We start from the raw sequence: 21,526 nt of genomic DNA, 5'->3' as shown, positions 1-21,526 counted from the left end.
TCAGTACTTGTCCGGAACGTACATGTGCTGGGGAACGGGGTTGCGTGTGTATTCGGGATTGCGCGTGCGCTCTGGCAGCACGATGGCCGGGTGCTCTATCTCTTCGTAGGGCAGCTGCGTCAGCAGGTGGGAGATGCAGTTGAGCCGGGCCTTCTTCTTGTCCACGGCCTGCACCAGCCACCAGGGCGCCTCGGCGATGTGGGTGCGCTCCAGCATGGCTTCCTTGGCCTTGGTGTAGTCCTCCCAGCGGCGGCGGCTCTCGAAGTCCATGGGACTGAGCTTCCACTGCTTGAGCGGGTCGTGCACGCGCCCCAGAAAGCGCAGGTGCTGCTCGTCGTCGGTGATGGAGAACCAGTACTTCACCAGCGTGATGCCCGAGCGCACCAGCATCTTCTCGAACTCGGGCACGGAGCGGAAGAACTCCTCGTACTCCTCGTCGGAGCAAAAGCCCATCACGCGCTCCACGCCCGCGCGGTTGTACCAGCTGCGGTCAAAGAGAACGATCTCGCCGCCCGCAGGCAGGTGGGAGACATAGCGCTGGAAATACCATTGCGTGCGCTCGCGGTCATTGGGCGCGGGCAGGGCGGCCACGCGGCATACGCGCGGGTTCAGGCGCTGGGTGATGCGCTTGATCACGCCGCCCTTGCCGGCCGCATCGCGGCCCTCGAAGAGGATGACCACCTTTTTCCTGTGGTGCTGCACCCAGTCCTGCAGCTTGACCAGCTCGCCCTGCAGGCGCAGCAGTTCGCGAAAGTAGGTCTGGCGGCTCACGGAGTCGGCACCGTCCAGATCGTCGCCACCGCTGCTCAGGCGGGCGTCGTCTATCTCCATCTCCAGTTCTTCGTCGTAGCTGTCGAGCAGATCGCGTTCGATGCGCTGCATCAGCGAATCATGGTGGTCGGGCAGAAGTTCGTCGTACATGGTGGGGAATCCGGGCGTCCAGGAGTTGGCGCCTGGGATGGTGGCGTGGATGTGTGACGCGGCTGTGACGGTGCGGCTGGGTGAATACCCTGGCACTCGTCGCCTTCCCGCCGCCTACAGCCACCCCGCCTTGCGGAACTTGTAGTAAAGCAGGCCGCAAACACCCAGCACGAACAGCAGTGCGGCCGGATAGCCGTATTGCCACTTCAGTTCGGGCATGTTCTCGAAGTTCATGCCCCAGACGCCGAAGAAGGCCGTGCAGATGGCGAAGATACTGGCCCAGGCTGCCAGCCGCTTGGTGACTTCGTTTTCCTCGATGGACACCATGGACAGGTTCACCTGGATGGCCGTGCCCACGGTGTCGCGCATGGTGTCGATCTGGGCGTTGATGCGGCCCAGGTGATCCATCACATCGCGGAAGTAGTCCCTGGAGCCCACGCAGATCTGGGGGACGCGCCCGCCGTTGAGCTTGCCCACGGCTTCCAGCAGGGGGGCCACGGCGTGCTTGAGGTCCATGGCGCGGCCCTTGAGTTCATACAGCTGCTTGATGTTGTCGCGCGCCGCGCCCTTGGTGAAGATCTGCTGCTCGATCTGCTCCAGCTCCACCTCCAGCGCGTCGATGATGGGAAAGTAGCGGTCCACCACCGCATCCATCAGCGCATACAGCACAAAGCCCGAGCCGTGGCGCAGCAGCTCGGGCTCGCTCTCGCAGCGCTCGCGCACGCCCAGGAAACCGCGCTTGCTGCGGTTGCGCACCGACAGCACGTAGTTGGAGCCCACGAACACATCGACCTCGCCGTGGTTGAAGTGGCCGGGCCGCTCGGGCTCGGGCTCCAGCAGGTGCATCACGGCAAACAGCGAGCTGCCGTACTCCTCCAGCTTGGGCCGCTGGTGGCCGTGCAGCGCATCCTCCACGGCCAGGGCATGCAGGCCGAACTCCTGGCGCATCTCCTCCAGCTCGGCCGGCGTGGCGTCCGCCAGCGCCACCCAGACGAAGCAGCCGGGCCGCTCTATGTAGTTGCTGATGTCGGCGACGGGAATGTCCGCCAGCTTGGCCCCGTTTTCGTAGGCGACGCAGTTGATCAGCATGGGAGTTCCCTCGGTAATTCTGGTGCTGGTGATCCTGCCATAACGGGAGAGGGGGAAAAGCCAGAGGCCAAGGTGCCGGCAAAACCGCCAGCAGCCCAGGTTTGCGCATTTGGTAACAATACGTGTATAACCTGTCACGACACTGCTGGGCGCCGCCCGGCGCCTGCGATCCAAGGACTTCGATGATCTTTCGCCAGTGGGGAATTGCGTTGGGTGCGTTGGGCCTGTCGGCCTTGAGCGGTGTATCTGCAGCCGGTGTGCTGGACAAGGTCCAGGCCGGTGGCGCGCTGGTGATTGCGCACCGGGAATCGTCGGTCCCCTTCTCCTACATCGACACGCGCAGCGGCAAGCCCGTCGGTTACGCGCTGGATCTGTGCCTTCGCCTGGCCGAGGCGGTGCGCAAGCAGACAGGCAGGAAGGACATGAAGGTGGAGTTCCTGATGGTCACGCCCGCCAATCGCATGGCCGTGATCGAGCAGGGCAAGGCCGACATGGAGTGCGGTTCGACCACGAACAACGCGCAGCGGCGCCAGACCGTGGCGTTCACGGTTCCTCATTTCATCACCGGCGCCCGGATGCTCGTGAAGGCCGAAAGCACCATCAACGCGATGGAAGATCTCAAGGGCAAAAAGCTGGTTTCCACCAAGGGCACCAGCCCGATGGCCCTGGTGACGCAGGCCAACAGGCAGCGCCTCATGGGCATCACCATTGTGGAGGCCCCCGATCACGCGAGGGCCCTGGAGATGGTGGAGAAGGGCGAAGCCGACGCGTTCGTGATGGATGACGTGCTTCTCAACGGGCTGGCCGCTGCACGGCCCGATCCACGCGCCCTGAAGGTGGTGGGCAAGTTCCTGTCCACCGAACCCCTGGCCATCATGCTGCCGAAGGCCGATACCGCGTTCAAGAAACTGGTCGATGAAGAGATGAAGCGGATCATCACCAGCCGCGAAATCCACCCTATCTACGAGAAGTGGTTCCTGCAGCCGATTCCACCCAGCTCCACGAATCTGAACCTGCCGATCAGCTACCTGCTGCGCGACTTCTGGAAGTACCCCACGGCGGACATTCTGCTGTAGGCCTGTCTGTGCAGCCGCAGCGCCGCATCGGTCAAGCCGCCAGCGCTTGCTCCCTTGGGCGGGCGGCTGGGGCACCAACCGCTCCCGTCCCCGCCAGCTCCCCCAGCCCGAAATGCCCGCGCAGCGTGCGGCTGTCGTATTCCTCGCGGAACAGGCCGCGCTTGCGCAGGATCGGCACGACTTCGCTGGTGAACAGCTCGAACTGCTGGTTGAGTATGGGCGGCATGACGTTGAAGCCGTCGGCCGCGCCGTGCCTGAACCAGTCTTCGATGATGTCGGCCACCTGTTCGGGCGTGCCGGCCACGGCCAGGTGGCCGCGGGCGCCGGCCAGGCGCTTGAGCAGGCCGCGCAGGGTGAGGCCGTCGCGCAGGCTGGTTTCCACGTAACCCACGGCGCGGCTGCGCGAGGCTTCGACCTTGTCGGGATCGGGGAAGTCGTCGCGCGTGAGCAGGCGGTCCAGCGGCACGGCCGAGAAGTCGTGGCCGCCAAAGCGTGCGGACAGGCGGGCCAGGCCGACCTCGATGCTGGTCAGGCTGTCGAGCTCTTCCCAGACCTGGCGCGCCTCGTATTCGGTGGAGCCTATGGCGGCGCTGATGCCGGGCAGGATCACGATGTCCTGCGGGCGGCGGCCCAGCTGCTGCGCCTGTCCCTTGATGTCGGCATAGAAGGCCTGGGCCGATTCCCGCGAGCCGTGGGCCGTGAAGATGGCCTCGGCCCATTGCGCGGCAAAGGCGCGGCCGGACCCGGACTGGCCGGCCTGCACGAAGACGGGCCGGCCCTGCGGGCTGCCGGGCACGTTGAGCGGGCCGCGCGTGCGGATGTATTTGCCCTCGAAGTGGACGGGCCGGATCTGCGATGCGTCGAGGAACTGGCCGGCCGCCGTGTCGTCCAGCAGGGCGCTGGCCGGAAAGCTGCGCCACAGCGCATCGACGGCGGACACGAATTCCTCGGCGATGCGGTAGCGGTCGCCGTGGTCCACGTTGTCGGCCAGGCCGAAGTTCAGGCCCGCGTTGGGCGCCCAGGAAGTGACGATGTTCCAGCCCGCCCGCCCCTTGGACAGATGGTCCAGCGAGGCGAACTGGCGCGCCAGCGTGTAGGCATGGCTGTAGGTGGTGGAGGCGGTGCCGATCAGGCCGATGCGCTCGGTGCGCAGCGCCAGTGCCGTCAGCAGCACCAGCGGGTCCAGCAGGCCCGAGGTGATCTGCTGGCCGTTCTCGGGCCCGACCAGGCTGTCGGCCAGGAAGACGGCGTCGAATTTGGCGGCCTCGGCGATGCGTGCGGCATCGACGTACAGCTCCAGGTCGGTGAGCGCCTTGCGGTTGGCGCCGGGATGGCGCCAGGCGCCTTCATGGTGGCCGCGCGTCATGAGGAACAGGTTCAGGTGCAGTTGCCGAGACATGGGAGCAGTCCTTTGTTGTGTGGGTTGTTTCGCGGGCGGGGCCGGCGTCAGGCGATCTCTGTCTCGACGCCCAGGCTGCGCAGCAAGGTGGCGCGTAGCTGCATGAAGGCAGGATGGTCGGGGCGGCGGGGATGGGGCAGGTCCACGGCGTGGTCCTCGGCGATGCGGCCGTCCCTGAGCACCAGGATGCGGTCGGCCAGCAGCAGGGATTCGTCCACGTCGTGCGTGACGAGGATGACCGTGGGCCGTATGCGCTCGACCAGGCGCAGCAGCAGTCCGTGCATGCGCATGCGCGTGAGCGCGTCCAGCGCGCCGAAGGGTTCGTCGGCCAGCAGCACGTGCGGGTCGCGCAGCAGGCTGCGGGCCAGCGATGCGCGTTGCTTCTGGCCGCCTGACAGCGTGGCGGGCCAGGCGCCAGCCTTGTCCTGCAGGCCCACGTCGTGCAGGATTTGCCGTGCTGCGGGCAGCACGGCGCGGGCGTCCAGCCCCAGCGTGAGGTTGTCCAGCACCGACAGCCAGGGCAGCAGACGCGCGTCCTGGAACAGCACGGAGACGTTGCCCTGCGCACTGGCCGCGCCGCTGGACTGCGCATGGCCGTCCAGCCCCGCGAGCGCGCGCAGCAAGGTGGTCTTGCCCGAGCCGGACTCGCCCAGCAGGGCCACGAACTGGCCCGAGGCAATGTCCAGGTCGATGGCGTCCAGCACGTTCTTGCCGCCAAAGCTGCGCGTGAAGCGCTGCAGCCGCACGGCGCCCGGGGTGGGGTGATGGCTCATGATCCCAGCGACCTCCGGTAGGACAGCACATGCGCCTCGATGCGGCGCACCACGGCGTCGGACAGAAGGCCCAGCAGGGCGTAGATGAGGATGCCCACCACGATCACATCGGTCTGCCCCCAGTCGCGGGCGCGGTTCATGAGGTAGCCGATGCCGGTCTGCGTGTTGATCAGCTCCAGCACCACCAGCGCCGTCCAGCACAGCGACACGGCAATGCGCAGGCCCACGAAGAAGCCCGGCAGTGCGCCCGGCAGCGCCACCTTGCGGATGAATTCGGCGCGCGACAGGCCCAGGGTCTGGGCCAGCTCCACATGGCCGATATCGATGCCGCGCAGGGCCGCGTGGGTGTTGATGTAGACGGGCACCAGCACGGCCGTGAAGATCAGGAAGATCTTCATGGATTCGCCAATGCCCAGCCAGATGATGGCCAGGGGAATCAGCGCCAGCGTGGGCACGGCGCGCTTGATCTGCACCAGGCCGTCGAGCAGGGCCTCGCCCGTGCGCGTCAGGCCCGAGGCCAGGGCCAGCAGCACGCCAGCCACCACGCCCAGCAGCAACCCGCTGTAGGCACGGCCTGCCGATGCCAGCAGGTGGGGCAGCAGGCTGCCGTCGGCCACCATGCCGTAGCCGGCGACCAGGGCCTGCGAGGGCGCGGTCAGCGTCTCCGGCGACAGCCAGCCCAGGCGCGAGGCCGCCTCCCACAGCACCAGCAGCAGGCCGGGGCCCACCAGCAGCGCGCCCTGCGACAGGCGCGCGGGCACCAGTTGCACGGCGGCCCGGGGGGCGGGCTCGGATTGAGCGGTGGCTGCGGTGGCCGGTGCCAGACCGGCCGCGTTGATGTCCAGTTGCGCTTGCGTCATCGTGTGTTTTCTGGCCGGTTCATCGGTTGGCCACGATCACGCGGTCGTAGGTGGACACGAAGGAGCCGGCCGCATCCAGCCGCTGCGGCAGGCTGCCGGCGGCGTGCAGGATGTCGATCAGCTTCTGGTGGTGCGGCTGCGCCTCGGCGGCCGTCTGGAACAGCAGGTCGGACTGCGATGCCAGGATGGCCGCCGTGCTCTCCGCATCGATGCGCTGGAACTGCGTGTAGTAGTGGCGGCCCCATTCCTGCTCGTGGCCATTGCTCCACTTGCCTGCGCGCACGAAGGCGCCCAGGAAATCGACGATGGCCTGGGACTTGGCCGGGTCGGCCAGCACGTCGGGCCGGGCATAGAGGTACGAGGTGGCGGGCAGCAGCGTGCGCTCCTGCGGATCGGGCACGGGCCGCGCGCCGATCTGCTTGCCCAGGCGCGTGACATGGGGCTCCATGAGCACGGCCACGTCCACGGCCTTGGCGCGCAGCGCGTCGTTGAGTTCGGCCACGCGCAGGTTGACCAGCTTCACGTCGGCCAGCGTCAGGCCCGCGCGTGTCAATGCCTCGATCAGGAAGACCTGGCGGCCCGAGCCTTCCACATAGCTCAGGCGCTTGCCGCGCAGGTCGGCCAGGCGCTCTATGCCTGCATCGGCACGCTGCACCAGCCGGTACTGGGCGCGCTCGCGCGTGAAGGTGGCGATGATGGGCAGCTGCACACCGGCGGCGCGCGCCTGGATGGGCGGCGTGTCGCCCACATAGGCAATGTCCAGCGCGCCTGCGCGTATGGCCTCGAAGATGGCCGGGCCGCCCGCGAAGTTGGGCAGCTCCAGCTGAAAGCCCAGGCGCTTGCGCTCGCCGCTGGCGTCCAGCAGGTGGCGCAGCAGCTCGCTCTGGTCGGCAACGACCAATCGGGTCCTGGGGTCGGCCGCAGCCCGCGCGGCGGTGGTGGAAGCCAGGGCGGCAGCGGCCAGCAGGGAAGGGCCGGCCAGCAGGAAACGACGCTTGTTCACGCGCTCCATCCTCAAAAGATTGCAATGGGATGGATGCTAGTTAGCGTGCTTCAGTTGTGAAAATACCGATTCCGTATTTGCAAACGCGCGCCACACACATGGGCGTGGCGCGGGGGGAGGTTCAGCCGAACACCGGGCGCATGAAGCTGCGCTCGTAGCTCAGGATGCAGCGCGTGTCCTCCGCGTAGCGGAAGGCGGCCTGGCACTCGGGGTCCTGCATGGACTTGATGCGGTACTCCTCGTACAGCGCCATGCTGGGGAAGCTGAACATGGCAAGCGCCACATTGTTGGCGCCTTCGGACGGCAGGAAGTAGCCGTGGTGCTTGCCGCCGAATTTCTCGACCAGCGGAATCCAGGTCTTGCCGTACTCCTCGAATTCCTTGGCCTTGAACGGGTCGATGATGTAGCGCAGGTAGCAGGTGATCATGTCTGAAAAGAGAAGGGAAGCGAAGCCTAGAGTTTGAACGATGCCGTCAGGCGGGAGAGCTTCTCCGACTCCTGCTGCAGCACCTGCGTGGCGGCCGAGGACTGTTCCACCAGTGCGGCGTTCTGCTGGGTCACGCGGTCCATGTCGGTCACGGCATGGCCCACCTGCTCGATGCCGGTGCTTTGCTCGCGGCTGGCCGAGGCGATCTCGGTCACGATGCCTGTGATGTTGCGCACCGTGGTGACCACTTCGCGCATGGTCTGCCCCGCCTGGTCCACCAGGGTGGCGCCGGCATCCACACGCTCCACCGAGGCCTGGATCAGCGTCTTGATCTCGCGCGCGGCCGATGCGCTGCGCTGCGCCAGGGTGCGCACCTCGCCCGCCACGACCGCGAAGCCGCGCCCCTGGTCGCCAGCACGGGCAGCCTCCACGGCCGCGTTCAGCGCGAGGATGTTGGTCTGGAAGGCGATGCCGTCGATCACGCCGATGATGTCCACCACGCGGCGCGATGAGGTATTGATCTCGCCCATCGTGCTCACCACCTGGTCCACCACGGTGCCGCCGCGCTCGGCCACCGCGCAGGCGCCCGAGGCGATCTGGCTTGCCTGCTGCGCGTTTTCCGCGTTCTGGTGCACGGTGGCGGTCAACTGCTCCATGGACGCCGCCGTTTCCTCCAGTGAGCTGGCCTGCTGCTCCGTGCGCTGCGACAGGTCCAGGCTGCCCGTGGCAATCTCGCCGGCCGAGCGGTGGATGATGCCCGCCGTGTCATGGATGCGCGTCACCAGTTGGCGCAGCTGCTCGCTCATGCGCTGCACCGCCGCGATCACGCTGCCTTCCGGTGCGTGCGATGCCCCCTCCAGCCCGGTTTGCGACAGATCCCCGGCGGCGATGCGGTTGGCGATCGCTGCCGCCACGGCCGGCTCGCCGCCGATGGCATGGAGCACGCTGCGCGTGGTCATCCAGGCGATCAACGACAGCAGTGCGCCCAGCACCGCCAGCGCCGCCACCGACTTGATGATGGTGGCGATGAAGGCCTGCTGGATGTCGTCCACATAGTCACCCGCGATCAGGTCCCAGTTCCAGGAGGTGGATCGCTTGGCATAGGCCAGCTTCTCGCTGGGCTCCTTCGCGCCGGGACGGGGCCACCAGTAGGTGAGGTAGCCGTTGCCCTGGGCAGAAGCGCCCACGGCGGCAATGCTGCGGTAGAGGTAGCTGCCCTTGGCGTCCTGGAAGCCGGCCATGTTCTTGCCGTTGATGCCCGGGCTTGCGGGGTTGTTCAGCACCACGGAATCCGTCGTGATGCTGGTGATGTAGCCCGCACCACCGGCATAGCGCAGCTGCCCCACGCGGGCAATGGCCGTGGCCTTGGCGTCTTCTTCAGGCAGCTTGCCGGCCTTGGCCTCTGCCGCAATGGCGGCAATCAGGCTGTCTGCCGAATCGACAAAGTCCCGCAGTGCCTGCTGCCGGGCCTCATAGGCCTTGCTGCGTGCCTGGTAGGCGTTGAACAGGGTCAGCGCAAGCAGCGCCAGCAGGCAGAAAACCAGCGGAGCCAGCAGTTTCTGGCGAAGGGACAGGGCAGGCATGGAAGCGGGTTCGAAGAAGAGGCAGGGACGCCGTGAATGCTACAGAAACTTCTTCTTTGGTTTCATGTGTTTACAAATTTTTCCGCGCTCGCACAGTGCCGGCGCGGCCCCGTTCCTGCGGAATCTGTCCTGCCGCTGCCAACCTCGGCACCAGCGCGTGCACCGCACTGCCAGGCTTGCGGTCCATCACAAGGGAGAATCACCCCATGCAAGAAACTCCGCCCCCCGCCGCCCAGCCCCGCAATCCGCTGCACGGCGTCACGCTCGAAGCCATCGTCCGTGCCCTGGAGGCCCGCTATGGCTGGCCCGACCTGGCACGGCAGGTTCCGGTGCGCTGCTTCACGCTGGACCCCAGCGTCAGCTCCAGCCTCAAATTCCTGCGCAAGACGCCCTGGGCGCGCGAGAAGGTGGAAGCGCTCTATCTGGACATGCTGCGCAAGGACAGGCGCAGGCCCGCTTCCACAGACTGAAGGCGCAAGCCGGATGCCACCGGACAAGATGTCCAGTGCGCAGGCACAGGCTGTGCCTATCATCGGCACCGTCTCCGATCCCGCAACCCTTTCAGACACCACCATGACCCAGAGCCAGAACCCTGTCGCCGTGATTGCCTCCGCCATGAGGACGCACGGCATCGTGCCTGCGGACTTCGACATCGCCTCCATCGAGGACGAGTACGCCTTGATGGCGGCACTGCGCCAGCACACCAAGGCTGCACAGGTCAAATTGTTCGATGGCGGCATTGGCGAAGACAACGGGGCCGACGAAGACTACGTGGCCCTGCTCAAGCGCTTCGCCAAGGCTTGCGGTGGCGCCATCGGCTATGAGGGCATCGAATCCGGCATGGAGGGCGACACCGTCACGCTGCGCTTCCAATCGGGCGGCCAGGAACACAGCTGGTCCTTCGAGCAGGACGGTGACCGCGTCAGCGAGGAGTTCCTGGACTTCATCATTGACCACTCCAAGTCCTGCACGGCGGGGGAGTTCATCAATCTGCTGGACGAGAACTCGCTGCTGACAGGCTTTGTGCCCAAGGACATCTCCAGGCTGCTGTACGAGCACGACATCGTTTACTGAGTGCGGATGGCGGTGGCGGCACGCCCGCCGCGACTTCACATCACGCGCACGCCCAGCCCGCCCACCAGCTCGGCAGCCTGCTCATGCGAGATCAGGCTGCCCTTGAAATGCTGGCTGAGCGAGGCAATCGTCAAGCCGCGCAAGTCCGCCGAGCGCAGGTCCGCGCCATCGAACCGGGCATTCTTGAGATGGGCATCGCGCAGGCTTGCCTTGTGGAAAACGGCATCGCGGAAGTCGCAGCCGGCCAGATCTGCATCGCTGAAGTTCAGGCCTTCCAGCGTTTTCTTGCGGAAGGACATGCCGCGCAGATCGGCACCAATCAGCAGGGACTCATGAAAATCAATGCCCAGGGTTTGCGCACCGCCAAACCTGGCGCCGGTCAGCTTGACTTCAAGAAAGCGCGCTGAGGCCAGCTTGGCCAATTCCCAGTTGGTGTTGTTCAGGTCGCTCTGGCAAAACAGGGCATCCGTCAGGTTGGCCAGCCGAAAATCGGCGCGGCCCGCCTTGCAATGCAGCCAGCGGGTGCCGGCCAGTTGGCAGCTTTCAAAGCAGGTGTCGGCAAAACTGCACTCCACAAATTGCGCGCCCTGCAAATCGAGTTGATAGAGATTCAATCCATCGAATTCGCATTGCTCGAAACCCAGGCCATGAGAGGCTTCTTGTTTCAATAGCTCCGACAAACGGTCCTCATCAAAAATCTGATTGACGATGGTTTTTGTGGAAGGCGTTGTTTGCATGGTCAATATCAGGCATGGCGTATTTCAGAAAGGCTGGGCAGTGTATGGCCTTGCCGCGCCCAGGTATGAAATGTCCTTGGGATTTTCCAAGGGCATGCATTGCGCAGTTTGACGGATGAGAAAACCTGTGAGCAAACGGGTTGCGGGCTGCTTCCGGTGCCGGCTCCGCCCTCCAGGAAGGGGGGAGCCGGCGTGCCCGCGTCCCCCGTGGCTGCGTACCGGGGGCTTGCTGACCAGGTCGCGGCTTGGTGGACATGCATCTGTCGAAAAACCCCTACAGGAAGATGCTATTTGATATTACAAAATGTGTCTCTCGTGGCGAGGGTGCCAGTAAATAATCTGCAGAAAACATGGTTGGCACGCCAGCTGTATTTTCACCAATGCAGTTCTCTGGCAGCCTCAACGAATAATTTATTTGAAATCCAGCAAATATCTATGACCGGAATTATCCAGCAAACACTCCAAAATGATATTGATGCCTTGATCCATGATTGGATGGCCCAGGCCAGCGCGGGTGATTCCACGCTCGGGAAGAATGCTGAAAAAGATGCGCGCGGGATTATCAACGCCATTGTGGGCGCCTTCGCCTCCGGCGCCGATCCGCAAAGGTTTTCGGACGAGGGCTGGAATCCCGCGCGGCGCCTGCTGGCCGAGCTGTCCCGCACCCGCGCCGCCCAGGGCCAGCGTGCCGGTGAAACCAGCCAGTTCATTCTGTCGCTGAAAAAGCCGCTGTTCGCACACATCCAGCGCGGGCTGTCGGGCGATCCTGCTGCGGCCATCCAGGAAATCTGGAGGGCCACCGTGCTGGTGGACAACATGGCCCAGCACACGGTCAGCAGCTTCCAGCAGGCACGCGAGGAGATCATCATCCGCCAGCAGGAAGAATTGCTGGAGCTGTCCACCCCCGTCGTCAAGCTGTGGGAGGGGGTGCTGGCCATTCCGCTGATCGGCACGCTGGACAGCAACCGCACCCAGGTGGTGATGGAGTCCTTGCTGCAAAGCCTGGTGTCGACCGAGTCGGAGCTGGCCATCATCGACATCACCGGCGTGCCCACGGTGGACACGCTGGTGGCCCAGCACCTGCTGCGCACCGTGACGGCCATTCGCCTGATGGGCGCGGACTGCATCATCAGCGGCATCCGGCCCCAGATTGCCCAGACCATCGTGCACCTGGGCATCGACATGCGCGACATCACCACCAAGGCCACGCTGGCCGAGGCGCTCAAGCTGGCCATGGGCAAGACCGGCTGGCGCATCACCCGCCAGACACAGGAGTGAGCCATCCATGGACCGCATTCCAATCCTGCGCATGGGCGATGTGCTGCTGGTTTCCATCCAGATCGACATGCAGGACCAGACGGCGCTGGCGCTCCAGGACGACCTGGCCGAGCGCATCGCGAGCACGGGCGCCAGCGGCGTCATGATCGATATCTCGGCGCTGGAGGTGGTGGACTCCTTCGTCGGGCGCATGCTGGTGACCATCTCGGGCATTGCCCGCATCCTGTCTGCCGCCACCGTCGTGGTGGGCATGCAGCCTGCCGTTGCAATCACCCTGGTGGAGTTGGGCCTGTCCCTTGGCGGGGTCAGGACGGCGATGACCGTCGAGAGGGGAATGGCCCTTTTGCGGGCCCAGCAGTCGGGAGCCACCCTTGGAACATGATCGCAGCGGCCAAATGCCGTTACAAAACGAGCAGCAGATTGTTGCCACGCGCCAGACGGTGCGCTCGCTTTGCCAGATGCTGAAGTTCTCGCTGGTCGATCAGACAAAGATGATTACCGCTGCAAGCGAGCTGTCCCGCAATACGCTGATTCATGGAAAAGGTGGCCACATGAACTGGGCCATCATCGAAGTCAATGGAAAACAGGCCTTGCAATTGATTTTTGAAGACACAGGGCCTGGAATCAAGGATCTGAAAATGGCCATGACCGATGGTTTCACCACCGGCATGGGAATGGGCCTGGGCCTGCCGGGAAGCAAGCGGCTGGTGAATGATTTCAAGATAGAAACCGAGCTGGGCCAGGGCACACGAGTGAGTATCACCAAGTGGAAGTAATCCGGGGCTGGACCCATCGTTCATTTCCAATAGGCGATGCGAGCCGTGTGGGTGAGGTCAGGCGCCATGTGGTTGCACTGGCCTCCGACATGGGCTGGGGCGACGAGGACATGGGCCGTTCGGGGCTGGTGGCGACCGAGCTGGCCACCAACCTGGTGCGGCATGCGCGGGATGCTGAAATCTGGATAGCCGCGCGGCCGCCCCTGCATGACATCGAAATCATCTGTGTCGATCGCGGCCCGGGCATCGAGGACATCGCCACCGCCATGCAGGACGGGGTGAGCACCGGCTCGGGCTCGCCGGGCACGGGCCTGGGGGCCATCTCCAGGGTGGCCGACGACTTCTTTGTCGTCTCCGAAGCCACCGGCACGGTGAGTCTGGCGCGGCTGCGCGAAGGCCGCAGGGCGCCGTCGGCACTGTCGCTGCGCATGGGCGCCGTTTGTCTGGCCGTTGCGCCCGAGACCATCAGCGGCGACGCCTGGGCGGTCAGGTCAGGCGTGGGGCTGGCCGAGGTGCTGGTGGTCGACGGCCTGGGCCATGGACCGCTGGCGGGCGAGGCGGCCCGTGCGGCGGTCGATGTCTTTGCGTCGCAGAACTGGAATGGGAACGGGAACGAGAACCGGAACGGCGGTGCCGATGCCGCCATGCCGCTGGACGAGTTCGTGGCCCAGGCCCATGCAGCGCTGCGCGGCACGCGCGGGGCGGCCCTGTTGGCGGTGCGCTTCGGCGCACAGGCCGTACACAGCTGCGGTGCGGGAAACATCAGTGGCAGGCTTTTCAATGGCGTGGCCAGCCTTTCCCTGAGCAGCCAGCACGGCACGGCAGGTGTACAGATCTCGCGGCCCAGGGTGGCCGACTGCTCCAGCCTTGACCATGGCGTTCTGGTGCTGCACTCCGACGGCGTGTCTGCCCGCTGGAAGCATGAGGACTATGCGGGCCTGCTGGGCAGGGACCCCGGCCTGCTGGCCGCCTGCCTTCTCTGGCACAACACCCGCAGCAGGGATGACGCCACCGTGGTCGTCCTCAAGGCCGAGGAAGAGCAATGAACGAAGACGATCTCAAAGCCGAACTGGAACTGTGCCGCGCCGAGATCAGGTCCTTGCGCGAGGAGCTGGACGAGACCAATCGCGGCGTGGTCGCGCTCTACGGCGAGCTGGATGTGCAGGCCGAGAAGCTGCGCAAGGCCACCGAGCTCAAGAGCCATTTCCTCTCCTACATGAGCCATGAGTTCCGCACGCCCATAGGCGCCATCCGCAGCAATGCGCGCCTGCTGCTGGACCATGTGGATGGACCGCTTACCACCGAGCAGACCCGGCAGGTCGGCTTCATCCAGGAAACCGCCGCCGAGTTTTCCGAGATGGTCAACGACCTGCTCGACCTGGCCAAGATCGAGGCGGGCCGCCTGGAAATCTCGCCGGGCTGGTTCGAGATGATGGATTTGTTTGCTGCCTTGCGCGGCATGTTCAAGGCCATGGCGGACAACGTGGAGTTGAGCCTGGTGTTCGAAGAGCCCGGTGATCTGCCGCGCTTCTACACCGACAACCGCAAGCTCTCGCAGATCCTCAGAAACTTCATCTCCAATGCGCTGAAATTCACGCCGCAGGGTGAGATCAAGGTGTCGGCAGAACTGGTGGGGGACATGCTGGTGAAATTCTCGGTGGCGGATACCGGCATAGGCATCGCCTCGGAATTCCACGACGCGATTTTCAATGACTTCACCCAGGTCGATTCACCCATCCAGAAGCGTCTGCGGGGCACGGGCCTGGGCCTGGCCCTGTCCAAGCAGCTGGCGCAGCTTCTGGGGGGCTGGGTGGAAGTGCAAAGCGCCCTGGGCGAAGGCTCGACCTTCTCCGTGATCGTTCCCGCGCATCTTCCGGTCGATACCAAGGATCTGAAGGCCTGATACGGCCAAGCCGGTCTTTATCCCATCAAAAACAACAGGAACATCATGCCCAAGAACACGACTGGAATGATTCTTCCCTCATTCGACCGAAGCCTGCACACCATTCTTGTCGTTGACGACAACCCTGCCACGCGCTACTCCACGGCACGGGTCATCAGGGCGGCGGGATTCCAGACGGTCGAGGCGGAAACCGGGGAAAAGGCCATTGCCCTGTCGGAGACCGGCGTGGCAGCCGTGGTGCTGGATGTGCACTTGCCCGATATCTCGGGCTTCGACGTATGTCGCACTATCCGCGGTGCGCGGCACACCAGCCTGATTCCCGTGGTGCACCTGTCGGCCGAGTATGTGAAAAGCAACCACCAGGTGGCGGGCCTCAATGCCGGGGCCGATGCCTACATGGTGCACCCCGTGGAGCCGCAGCTGCTGATTGCCACGCTGCATGCCCTGATCCGCGCACGCCTGGCGGAAGACGGGCTGCGCCGCAGCGAGTCACGCTTTCGCGCCATCTATGACCAGGCGCCGGCGGCCATGATGCTGGTCAGCGCCGGCGGCCTGATCAGCGATGCCAACTCCCAGGCGCAGGCACTGCTGCAGCGCGGCATTGACGACCTGGCGGGCAAGCCGCTGACCGGCTTTGTTCCGCAGGCCGTTCGGGAAAAAGCTGCGCAGCAATTGGCCGAAGACCCCGAAAAGTCCTGGCGCGGCGAATTCCCCATCCTCCCGGCAGACGGGCAGGAGCGCCTGATCTCCTGGAAGTTCTCCGATCCCATCGAGCCCGGCATCCGCCTGGCCGTGGCCCAGGACCTGACGGAGTCCCTGGAGTTCGAGAGGCAGCGCCAGCAGATGCTGGAGCAGGAGCAGGCGGCGCGCGTGGCCGCAGAGCGCATCAGCCGCACCAAGGATGATTTTGTCGCCGTGCTCTCGCATGAACTGCGCACCCCGCTGTCCCTGCTCAACGGGGGCACGCATTTGCTCAAGCGCGCCAACCTCAGCGAGGCCATGCTCAAGAAGGGCATAGATGCCATCGAGAAAGGCGTGAAGGCACAAAGCCGCATCATTGCGGACATTCTGGATATCTCGCGCCTGACGACGGGAAAACTCAATCTGCACCGCGAGGAGGTCAATGTCTGCTCATTGGCCGTGCAAAGCCTGGAGCCGTTGCGCGACAACGCCGCCGACAAGAACATCACCCTGCAGTTCGAGGCGCCGTCCGATGAAATCATGGCGTGGATCGATGTCACGCGATTCCAGCAAATCCTGTGGAACCTGGTCTCCAACGCCATCAAGTTCTCCAATGCGCGCAGCGCGGTGAAGGTGGGCCTTGAAATCAGTGACGAAAGCCTGGTGATGAGCGTGGCGGACGAGGGCGTGGGCATCGCGCCTGAATTCCTTCCCCATGTCTTCGAGCGCTTCTCGCAGGCCTCCGCCCCCGCCACCCGTGGCCATTCCGGCCTGGGATTGGGGCTGTCCATCGTCAAGCACCTGGTGGAGCTGCATGGGGGCACCGTGCGCGCCCACAGCGAAGGCGTGGGCCGTGGCGTCACCATGCGGGTGGAGATTCCGCTGCACGAGGCAAGCGCCTCCCAGGCCGACCCGATGAATGTGCATCTTGAAAATGGCGAATCCCTGAAAGGCAAGGACATCGTCATCGTTGAAGACAATGCGGACACCAGCGAAATGCTGAAAGTGGTGCTGACCGACCAGGGCGCCACCGTCAGGAGTGCCGAGAACTTCGACCAGGCCATGTCCCTGGTCCAGGCGCAGTGGCCCAGCCTCATCGTCAGCGACATAGGGCTGCCGGGAAAGGACGGGTTCCAGCTGGTCAAGGCCCTGCGCGAAGCGGAGGCCGCGCACTTTGGCGGAACAAGACAGGTGAAGATCGTGGCGCTCAGCGCCTTTGCCCGGGAGCAGGACCGCACCCAGGCGCTGCAGGCAGGCTTTGACCACTATCTGGAAAAGCCGCTGCAGCCGCACCTCCTCATCCGGGTGCTGCTGGAGCAGGGCTGATCGTCTGGCCCAGCGCCTGGGCCAGGAACTCGGCCGTGACGCGCACCCGGGTCGTGCGCTGCAGGTCGGGGTGCATGACCTGCCAGACCTCGTAGTCGTCCGAGCGCTGGCGCTGGGGCCAGATGCGCAGCAGGCCTTCGCGCTCGCCCATGCTCACGGGCATTTCGCCCAGGCCGATGCCGGCCGCCACGGCCTTGCGCACCAGCAGGCTGGAGTTGGCGGCCATGGCAATCCGGGCCTGGCGCGCGGGCACATCGACCATGGTGGGAACGGGCCGCTGTTCCAGAAACGGGCCATAGACCACGAGGTGGTGGCCGCGCAACTCGTCCTCTGCCGACGGCTGGCCAAAGCGCGCCACATAGGCTGCGCTCGCAAACAGTCCCACGGGCCAGGCGACCACGCGGCGCACCACCAGCTCGGGTGCCTCGGGGCGAACGTTGCGAAACGCGATATCGGCCTGTCGGCGGCCCAGGTTCAGCATGTGCGTGGACACCTCCAGATCCACGCGGATGCCGGGCCAGCGCTGCTGCAGGCGTTCTATGGCGGGCAGCAGGAATTCGGTGGCGATCGAGTCGGTGCTGGTCACGCGCACCAGGCCGGCTGGGCTGTCGTCCAGCCCCTCGATGCGCGTGCGCAGGTCCAGCGCCGCGCCTTCCATGCGCCGCGCGGCGCCCAGCGCGGCCTCGCCAGCGGCGGTGAGCAGGTAGCCATCCCTGGCGCGCAAAAACAGCTTGCTGCCCAGCTCGGCCTCCAGCGCGTTCAGGCGCCGGCCCACGGTGGCCTGGTCCACGCCCAGGCTGCGCGCGGCGGCGCGCAGGGAGGGCGTGCGCGTCAGCGCGAGGAAGATGCGGGTGTCATCCCAGTTCATGGCGGTTTTGGTGATGCAGATTTGCAGCACTGTAGAGCGAAATCGCTGCGTTTGAGCGGCTTGGAGCAGTCGTAAGCTTTGGGTATCGGACCTTCAACCCTTTTTTGAATACTCATTGCGCAATGAAAGACAGCACAAGCATGCAAGCCATTGTTTTCGACGACTTCGGCGGCCCCGAAGTGCTCGTGGCCCGCGACGTGGCCCGGCCCGAAGTCCGGCCCCATGACCTTCTGGTGCGCAACGCCGCGATTGGCGTGAACCGTGCCGATGTATCCCACCGCAAGGGCGCCTATGGCCGCGCCCACTTTGGCGAATCCGACCTCATGGGCCTGGAGATCGCCGGCACCGTGGTGGAGGTGGGCGCGCAGGTGCAGGGCTTTGCCGTGGGCGACCGCGTCATGGGCATCGTGGGCGGCGGCGCTTATGCCGAGCTGTCGCGCATCGACTACCGCATGGCCATGCATGTGCCCGAGAGCCTGTCGCTGACCGACGCCGGCGCGGTGGCCGAAGTCTTCGTCACCGCGCATGAGGCGCTATTCCACCTGGCCAGCCTGCAGCCCGGCGAATCGGTGCTGATCCACGCGGCGGGCAGCGGCGTGGGCTCGGCGGCCGTGCAACTGGCGCATGCGGCCGGCGCGCGCGTGTTTGCCACGGCCAGCGGCGACAAGCGGGACGCCGTCACGGGCCTTGGCGCCGACGTGTTCATCGACTACCGCAGCGAAGACTTCCAGGCCGTGGTGGCCGACAGGACGGGCGACAAGGGGGTGGACGTGGTGGTCGATTTCATTGGCGCCCCCTACCTGGAGCGCAATATGCGCTCGCTGGGCATGGGCGGGCGCATGGTCTGCGTGGGCCTGCTGGGCGGCGCGCTGGCGGCGGCCGTGCCCATGGATGTGCTGCTGTACAAGCACCTGCGGATCTTCGGGACGGTGATGAAGTCGCGCCCGCCCGAAGTCAAGCAGGCCATGGTCCAGCGCTTCGCCCAGCGCTGGCTGCCCGCGCTGGCGGCCGGCACCATCCGCCCGGTGATCGACAACACCTACCCGCTGGCCGAGGCCGCGCAGGCGCACCGGCGCATGGAATCGGGCCAGAGCGTGGGCAAGCTGCTGCTGATCCCTGAGCAGGCCGGGCAGTAAGGCGCTTGCCCGGGGCGCGCACCCCCTGGGCAGGAATCCTCAAGTTCTGCAATATTCCAAGTCTCCGGATGCGCGCAGCCCTGCGCGCATCCAGTCTCTCAACCAGGAGCGATGACCCCGGCCGCCCTCCCGCGCCGACATCGAGCCGCCTCTCCAGGAGATATCCGTGATTGTTGAAATTGCCGAACTGAGGGTCGATCCCGCCAGGCACGAGGAATTCGGCCAGGCCCTGACCCAGGCCGTGGCCGACGTGCTGTCCAAGGCCGGTGGATACCGTGGGCACAGCATTCTTGCCTGCATGGAAACGCCCGGCCGCTACGTGCTGCAGGTGAACTGGGAGACCCTGGAAGACCACACCGTGGGCTTTCGCGAGTCACCCGCCTTCGCGCAGTGGCGCGCCATCATCGGCCCATACTTTGCGCAGGCACCGCATGTGGAGCATTTCGTGGTGAGGGATGCGCAGGCGACCTGACCCTGGCATCTGCGGCCGCCCTTCGTGGGTGTCGCGGGCGTGGCCGGCGCTGGGGGCGGGCTTGCATTGGCTTGCGCAGCGCACCTGGCCCGTGCGAGCAAGGGCTGCGCACGCACTCAGCCCAGCTTGTGCCGTGTCCTGAGCAGTCCCACACCCAGCGCGATGAAGGTGCCGCCCACGATGCGGTTGAACAGCTTGGCGTGTGCCACCAGGTGGCCCTTGATCAGGGAGATGAGCAGCACGTAGCAGGCGTGCGAGATCAGGGCGCAGACCGCGAAGGTGGTGGTCAGCACCAGGTACTGCGTGAGCAGCGGCTCGCCCGGGACGACAAACTGGGGAAACAGCGCCGAGAAGAACAGGATGGCCTTGGGATTGGTCAGCGACACGCCCATGCCCTGGGCCACCAGTTGCCAGTTCTTGCGCTCGCGCCGCTGGGTGGGGGCCAGGCCCGCATCGCTGCCCAGCAAGCCGTCCTTGCTGCGCCAGCGCTTGACGCCCAGCCAGATCAGGTACATGGCGCCCGCCACCTTCATGGCCAGAAATGCATGGGCCGACATGGCGAGGATGGTCCCCATGCCGATCATCGCCAGCCCGGACACCACAAAGATGCCGACCGAGCTGCCCAGCGAGCTCAGTGCCGTTCGCCTTGCGCCCACGTCCACCGAGTTGGAGATGGCCAGCAACACGGCGGGGCCGGGGGTGAAGCACATCAGCAGCGAGACGCCGCAGAAAACAAGCCAGTGGGCGATGGTCATGATCGGGGGGAGGTCGGTGGGGGAAGACAGCCAACATTCTCGTGCAATTGGGGGGTCTTCGCGGCAATGGCACCGGCCCGTGCAAACAGCTGCATGGCCCAGCCCGCGCAGGCCGCCGCACAGGCCCAGACCAGCCCCCAGCCCTGGGCCGACAGCAGATGCGGTATGGCCAGGGGCACCAGAAAACAGACCGCGAACACGGAGGTATTGGCCATGCCCAGCGCCGTGCCCGCGCGGGCCGCACCGGCCAGCCCGGCCAGCTGCGTGTAGGCCACGCCATGCCAGGCGGACACGCAGATGCCGCAGATGCCCAGCATCACCATGAGAGCCCCGCCCATCGCAGCAGACCCGGCCGGGTGGCCGGCCCAGCTCAGGACCGCAAGGCCCACGAACAGCGCCAGGGTGAGCTGGCAGCAGGCGCGCAGAAAGGCGGGCCTGTTCCGGTGCCTGTCGGTCCAGCGGCCGCTCCAGATCCGCAAGGCCATGGAAGCCAGTTGCACGACCGACATGAGGGCCGCCGCCGCGCCCAGCCCCAACTGGGCATGGTCATGCAGGAACACCGTACCGAAGGACAGCACGGCGAACTGCGGGGCGCACAGGATGCCGATGCCGGCGGCCATGCGCCAGGCCTGCAGATCGCGCAATGGTCCGGGCGTGGTGGCTCCGGCGTGGTGCGGCGCGGCGGCCTTGCTTCGAAGCGGTGACTGCGGCGGCTCCTGAATCCACAGCGCGGCGAATGCGGCAGCCCCAAGGCACAGCGCAGCCAGCACGCCATAGACGGCGGCAAAGCCTGCATGCGTGGCCAGGCCGGTCAGCAAGGGCGCGCCGATGGCGCCGCCCAGCGGCACGGCGGTCTGGCGGATGCTCATGGCCAGGCCGCGCTCGCCTTCGGCAAACCAGCCCATGACTGCCCGGCCGCTGGCACCGTTCACGCTGCCGCCCAGCAGCCCCACCAGCACCAGGCCGCCAGCCAGCAAGCCAAACGGCGGGACATGGGCCGGCGATGGCGAAGCCCATAGCGCCATGGCCGCCAGGGCCACGGCCGTGCCGCTCAGGCCGAGCAGCAGCACCGGCCGGTCACCCCAGCGGTCCGTCAGCAATCCCCAGGGCAATTCACTGAGCGCAATGCCCAGGCCCATCAGCCCCAGCGCCAGGCCCAGCGTCCGGGTGTCCAGCTGGTAGCCCGAACGCATGAGGATGGCTGTCATGGGAATCCCGCTGAAAGCCACGGAAAACGCGGCATTGGCGATGACGCCTGCCGCCAGCACCTTCCATCGGTGGCGGGGCGGGGAGGGCAAGGGCAGGGGGCCCGGATCGGCGCTGGGTGCAGGAGAAGAGGAGGTCATGGGCGGCAGTATGTTGGGCCTCAACCATCCTGAAAATCACATA

The 21,526-nt window shown here is 65.7% G+C and carries 23 protein-coding genes; 11 read left to right on the top strand and 12 right to left on the bottom strand.

Annotation, left to right across the window (positions count from 1 at the left end):
* Complete coding sequence (gene ppk2, locus INR38_RS21065; RefSeq protein WP_043821211.1) at window positions 1-921, bottom strand: polyphosphate kinase 2; 921 nt, start codon at window positions 919-921, stop codon at window positions 1-3.
* Between the two features lie 114 nt (window positions 922-1,035).
* Window positions 1,036-2,010 carry a magnesium/cobalt transporter CorA gene (gene corA / locus INR38_RS21060; protein WP_012206223.1) on the bottom strand — a complete coding sequence of 325 codons (975 nt, stop codon included), beginning with the start codon at window positions 2,008-2,010 and terminating at the stop codon, window positions 1,036-1,038.
* A gap of 182 nt (window positions 2,011-2,192) precedes the next feature.
* On the opposite strand from corA, the gene INR38_RS21055 reads away from it, so the two are divergent.
* Entirely contained in the window at window positions 2,193-3,086 is an 894-nt protein-coding gene (locus INR38_RS21055; protein ID WP_013801845.1) for an amino acid ABC transporter substrate-binding protein, read from the top strand.
* A 31-nt stretch (window positions 3,087-3,117) separates the two neighbouring features.
* Here the strand turns inward: INR38_RS21055 and INR38_RS21050 are convergent, their stop codons facing one another.
* The 6 genes from INR38_RS21050 to INR38_RS21025 all read right to left on the bottom strand — a co-directional run bounded on the left by INR38_RS21050 (window position 3,118) and on the right by INR38_RS21025 (window position 9,131).
* Window positions 3,118-4,485, bottom strand: a complete 1,368-nt coding sequence (locus INR38_RS21050; protein WP_207442950.1) for an LLM class flavin-dependent oxidoreductase — start codon at window positions 4,483-4,485, stop codon at window positions 3,118-3,120.
* A gap of 47 nt (window positions 4,486-4,532) precedes the next feature.
* Complete coding sequence (locus tag INR38_RS21045) at window positions 4,533-5,258, bottom strand: ABC transporter ATP-binding protein (RefSeq protein ID WP_207442951.1); 726 nt, start codon at window positions 5,256-5,258, stop codon at window positions 4,533-4,535.
* Window positions 5,255-6,118 carry an ABC transporter permease gene (locus INR38_RS21040; RefSeq protein ID WP_207442952.1) on the bottom strand — a complete coding sequence of 288 codons (864 nt, stop codon included), beginning with the start codon at window positions 6,116-6,118 and terminating at the stop codon, window positions 5,255-5,257. The genes INR38_RS21045 and INR38_RS21040 overlap by 4 nt, the downstream gene beginning before the upstream one ends.
* Window positions 6,119-6,137: 19 nt before the next feature.
* Complete coding sequence (locus INR38_RS21035) at window positions 6,138-7,130, bottom strand: ABC transporter substrate-binding protein (RefSeq protein WP_034395739.1); 993 nt, start codon at window positions 7,128-7,130, stop codon at window positions 6,138-6,140.
* Between the two features lie 112 nt (window positions 7,131-7,242).
* Window positions 7,243-7,548, bottom strand: a complete 306-nt coding sequence (locus INR38_RS21030) for an NIPSNAP family protein (RefSeq protein WP_012206218.1) — start codon at window positions 7,546-7,548, stop codon at window positions 7,243-7,245.
* A 26-nt stretch (window positions 7,549-7,574) separates the two neighbouring features.
* Window positions 7,575-9,131: a methyl-accepting chemotaxis protein gene (locus INR38_RS21025; protein ID WP_207442953.1), complete on the bottom strand. Its 1,557-nt coding sequence runs from the start codon at window positions 9,129-9,131 to the stop codon at window positions 7,575-7,577.
* 206 nt (window positions 9,132-9,337) lie between these two features.
* Here INR38_RS21025 and INR38_RS21020 point away from each other — a divergent pair, with 206 nt between their 5' ends.
* The gene (locus INR38_RS21020; protein ID WP_097202027.1) at window positions 9,338-9,601 is read left to right on the top strand and encodes a VF530 family protein; all 264 of its coding nucleotides are present in this window, start codon (window positions 9,338-9,340) and stop codon (window positions 9,599-9,601) included.
* Between the two features lie 103 nt (window positions 9,602-9,704).
* Window positions 9,705-10,205 carry a hypothetical protein gene (locus INR38_RS21015; protein ID WP_207442954.1) on the top strand — a complete coding sequence of 167 codons (501 nt, stop codon included), beginning with the start codon at window positions 9,705-9,707 and terminating at the stop codon, window positions 10,203-10,205.
* 35 nt (window positions 10,206-10,240) lie between these two features.
* Here the strand turns inward: INR38_RS21015 and INR38_RS21010 are convergent, their stop codons facing one another.
* Window positions 10,241-10,942 (bottom strand): pentapeptide repeat-containing protein, encoded by a 702-nt coding sequence (locus tag INR38_RS21010; RefSeq protein ID WP_043821199.1) that lies wholly within the window; start codon window positions 10,940-10,942, stop codon window positions 10,241-10,243.
* Between the two features lie 435 nt (window positions 10,943-11,377).
* Between INR38_RS21010 and INR38_RS21005 the strand changes: the two genes are divergently transcribed.
* Genes INR38_RS21005 through INR38_RS20980 form a run of 6 tightly spaced genes read left to right on the top strand, consistent with a single transcriptional unit; the run spans window position 11,378 to window position 16,906 of the window.
* On the top strand, window positions 11,378-12,220 hold the full coding sequence (locus tag INR38_RS21005) for an STAS domain-containing protein (RefSeq protein ID WP_099752385.1): 843 nt from the start codon (window positions 11,378-11,380) through the stop codon (window positions 12,218-12,220).
* A gap of 7 nt (window positions 12,221-12,227) precedes the next feature.
* Window positions 12,228-12,602: an STAS domain-containing protein gene (locus INR38_RS21000; protein ID WP_012206213.1), complete on the top strand. Its 375-nt coding sequence runs from the start codon at window positions 12,228-12,230 to the stop codon at window positions 12,600-12,602.
* Window positions 12,592-12,996, top strand: coding sequence for an anti-sigma regulatory factor (locus INR38_RS20995; protein WP_012206212.1), 405 nt, complete (start codon window positions 12,592-12,594; stop codon window positions 12,994-12,996). The genes INR38_RS21000 and INR38_RS20995 overlap by 11 nt, the downstream gene beginning before the upstream one ends.
* 47 nt (window positions 12,997-13,043) lie before the next feature.
* Window positions 13,044-14,042 (top strand): ATP-binding protein, encoded by a 999-nt coding sequence (locus tag INR38_RS20990; protein ID WP_347566765.1) that lies wholly within the window; start codon window positions 13,044-13,046, stop codon window positions 14,040-14,042.
* A complete protein-coding gene (locus INR38_RS20985) occupies window positions 14,039-14,899 on the top strand; it encodes an ATP-binding protein (protein ID WP_012206210.1) in 861 nt (286 codons plus the stop codon). The genes INR38_RS20990 and INR38_RS20985 overlap by 4 nt, the downstream gene beginning before the upstream one ends.
* A gap of 45 nt (window positions 14,900-14,944) precedes the next feature.
* A complete protein-coding gene (locus INR38_RS20980; RefSeq protein WP_207442956.1) occupies window positions 14,945-16,906 on the top strand; it encodes a response regulator in 1,962 nt (653 codons plus the stop codon).
* Here the strand turns inward: INR38_RS20980 and INR38_RS20975 are convergent.
* Window positions 16,878-17,774 carry a LysR family transcriptional regulator gene (locus INR38_RS20975; RefSeq protein ID WP_013801859.1) on the bottom strand — a complete coding sequence of 299 codons (897 nt, stop codon included), beginning with the start codon at window positions 17,772-17,774 and terminating at the stop codon, window positions 16,878-16,880. The genes INR38_RS20980 and INR38_RS20975 overlap by 29 nt on opposite strands.
* 140 nt (window positions 17,775-17,914) lie before the next feature.
* Here INR38_RS20975 and INR38_RS20970 point away from each other — a divergent pair, with 140 nt between their 5' ends.
* Complete coding sequence (locus tag INR38_RS20970) at window positions 17,915-18,910, top strand: NAD(P)H-quinone oxidoreductase (RefSeq protein ID WP_207442957.1); 996 nt, start codon at window positions 17,915-17,917, stop codon at window positions 18,908-18,910.
* Window positions 18,911-19,076: 166 nt separating this feature from the next.
* Complete coding sequence (locus INR38_RS20965; protein WP_207442958.1) at window positions 19,077-19,382, top strand: antibiotic biosynthesis monooxygenase; 306 nt, start codon at window positions 19,077-19,079, stop codon at window positions 19,380-19,382.
* A 116-nt stretch (window positions 19,383-19,498) separates the two neighbouring features.
* Here INR38_RS20965 and INR38_RS20960 read toward each other — a convergent pair whose 3' ends face one another.
* Both INR38_RS20960 and INR38_RS20955 read right to left on the bottom strand, forming a co-directional pair.
* Window positions 19,499-20,137, bottom strand: coding sequence for a LysE family translocator (locus INR38_RS20960; RefSeq protein WP_013801864.1), 639 nt, complete (start codon window positions 20,135-20,137; stop codon window positions 19,499-19,501).
* Window positions 20,134-21,483: an MFS transporter gene (locus INR38_RS20955; protein ID WP_207442959.1), complete on the bottom strand. Its 1,350-nt coding sequence runs from the start codon at window positions 21,481-21,483 to the stop codon at window positions 20,134-20,136. The genes INR38_RS20960 and INR38_RS20955 overlap by 4 nt, the downstream gene beginning before the upstream one ends.
* Window positions 21,484-21,526: the final 43 nt, after the last annotated feature.

The organism is Delftia sp. SD018, assembly GCF_017355445.1.
Taxonomy (GTDB): Bacteria; Pseudomonadota; Gammaproteobacteria; order Burkholderiales; family Burkholderiaceae_C; genus Comamonas; species Comamonas acidovorans.
The sequence above is the reverse complement of the archived record's forward strand: the minus strand, read 5'-3'. Positions and strand labels throughout refer to the sequence as shown.

What these genes read in the sequence shown, in the direction of transcription:
- ppk2 (WP_043821211.1), bottom strand. Translation starts at nt 921, where the DNA reads ATGTACGACGAACTTCTGCCCGACCACCATGATTCGCTGATGCAGCGC.
- corA (WP_012206223.1), bottom strand. Translation starts at nt 2,010, where the DNA reads ATGCTGATCAACTGCGTCGCCTACGAAAACGGGGCCAAGCTGGCGGAC.
- INR38_RS21055 (WP_013801845.1), top strand. Translation starts at nt 2,193, where the DNA reads ATGATCTTTCGCCAGTGGGGAATTGCGTTGGGTGCGTTGGGCCTGTCG.
- INR38_RS21050 (WP_207442950.1), bottom strand. Translation starts at nt 4,485, where the DNA reads ATGTCTCGGCAACTGCACCTGAACCTGTTCCTCATGACGCGCGGCCAC.
- INR38_RS21045 (WP_207442951.1), bottom strand. Translation starts at nt 5,258, where the DNA reads ATGAGCCATCACCCCACCCCGGGCGCCGTGCGGCTGCAGCGCTTCACG.
- INR38_RS21040 (WP_207442952.1), bottom strand. Translation starts at nt 6,118, where the DNA reads ATGACGCAAGCGCAACTGGACATCAACGCGGCCGGTCTGGCACCGGCC.
- INR38_RS21035 (WP_034395739.1), bottom strand. Translation starts at nt 7,130, where the DNA reads ATGGAGCGCGTGAACAAGCGTCGTTTCCTGCTGGCCGGCCCTTCCCTG.
- INR38_RS21030 (WP_012206218.1), bottom strand. Translation starts at nt 7,548, where the DNA reads ATGATCACCTGCTACCTGCGCTACATCATCGACCCGTTCAAGGCCAAG.
- INR38_RS21025 (WP_207442953.1), bottom strand. Translation starts at nt 9,131, where the DNA reads ATGCCTGCCCTGTCCCTTCGCCAGAAACTGCTGGCTCCGCTGGTTTTC.
- INR38_RS21020 (WP_097202027.1), top strand. Translation starts at nt 9,338, where the DNA reads ATGCAAGAAACTCCGCCCCCCGCCGCCCAGCCCCGCAATCCGCTGCAC.
- INR38_RS21015 (WP_207442954.1), top strand. Translation starts at nt 9,705, where the DNA reads ATGACCCAGAGCCAGAACCCTGTCGCCGTGATTGCCTCCGCCATGAGG.
- INR38_RS21010 (WP_043821199.1), bottom strand. Translation starts at nt 10,942, where the DNA reads ATGCAAACAACGCCTTCCACAAAAACCATCGTCAATCAGATTTTTGAT.
- INR38_RS21005 (WP_099752385.1), top strand. Translation starts at nt 11,378, where the DNA reads ATGACCGGAATTATCCAGCAAACACTCCAAAATGATATTGATGCCTTG.
- INR38_RS21000 (WP_012206213.1), top strand. Translation starts at nt 12,228, where the DNA reads ATGGACCGCATTCCAATCCTGCGCATGGGCGATGTGCTGCTGGTTTCC.
- INR38_RS20985 (WP_012206210.1), top strand. Translation starts at nt 14,039, where the DNA reads ATGAACGAAGACGATCTCAAAGCCGAACTGGAACTGTGCCGCGCCGAG.
- INR38_RS20980 (WP_207442956.1), top strand. Translation starts at nt 14,945, where the DNA reads ATGCCCAAGAACACGACTGGAATGATTCTTCCCTCATTCGACCGAAGC.
- INR38_RS20975 (WP_013801859.1), bottom strand. Translation starts at nt 17,774, where the DNA reads ATGAACTGGGATGACACCCGCATCTTCCTCGCGCTGACGCGCACGCCC.
- INR38_RS20970 (WP_207442957.1), top strand. Translation starts at nt 17,915, where the DNA reads ATGCAAGCCATTGTTTTCGACGACTTCGGCGGCCCCGAAGTGCTCGTG.
- INR38_RS20960 (WP_013801864.1), bottom strand. Translation starts at nt 20,137, where the DNA reads ATGACCATCGCCCACTGGCTTGTTTTCTGCGGCGTCTCGCTGCTGATG.
- INR38_RS20955 (WP_207442959.1), bottom strand. Translation starts at nt 21,483, where the DNA reads ATGACCTCCTCTTCTCCTGCACCCAGCGCCGATCCGGGCCCCCTGCCC.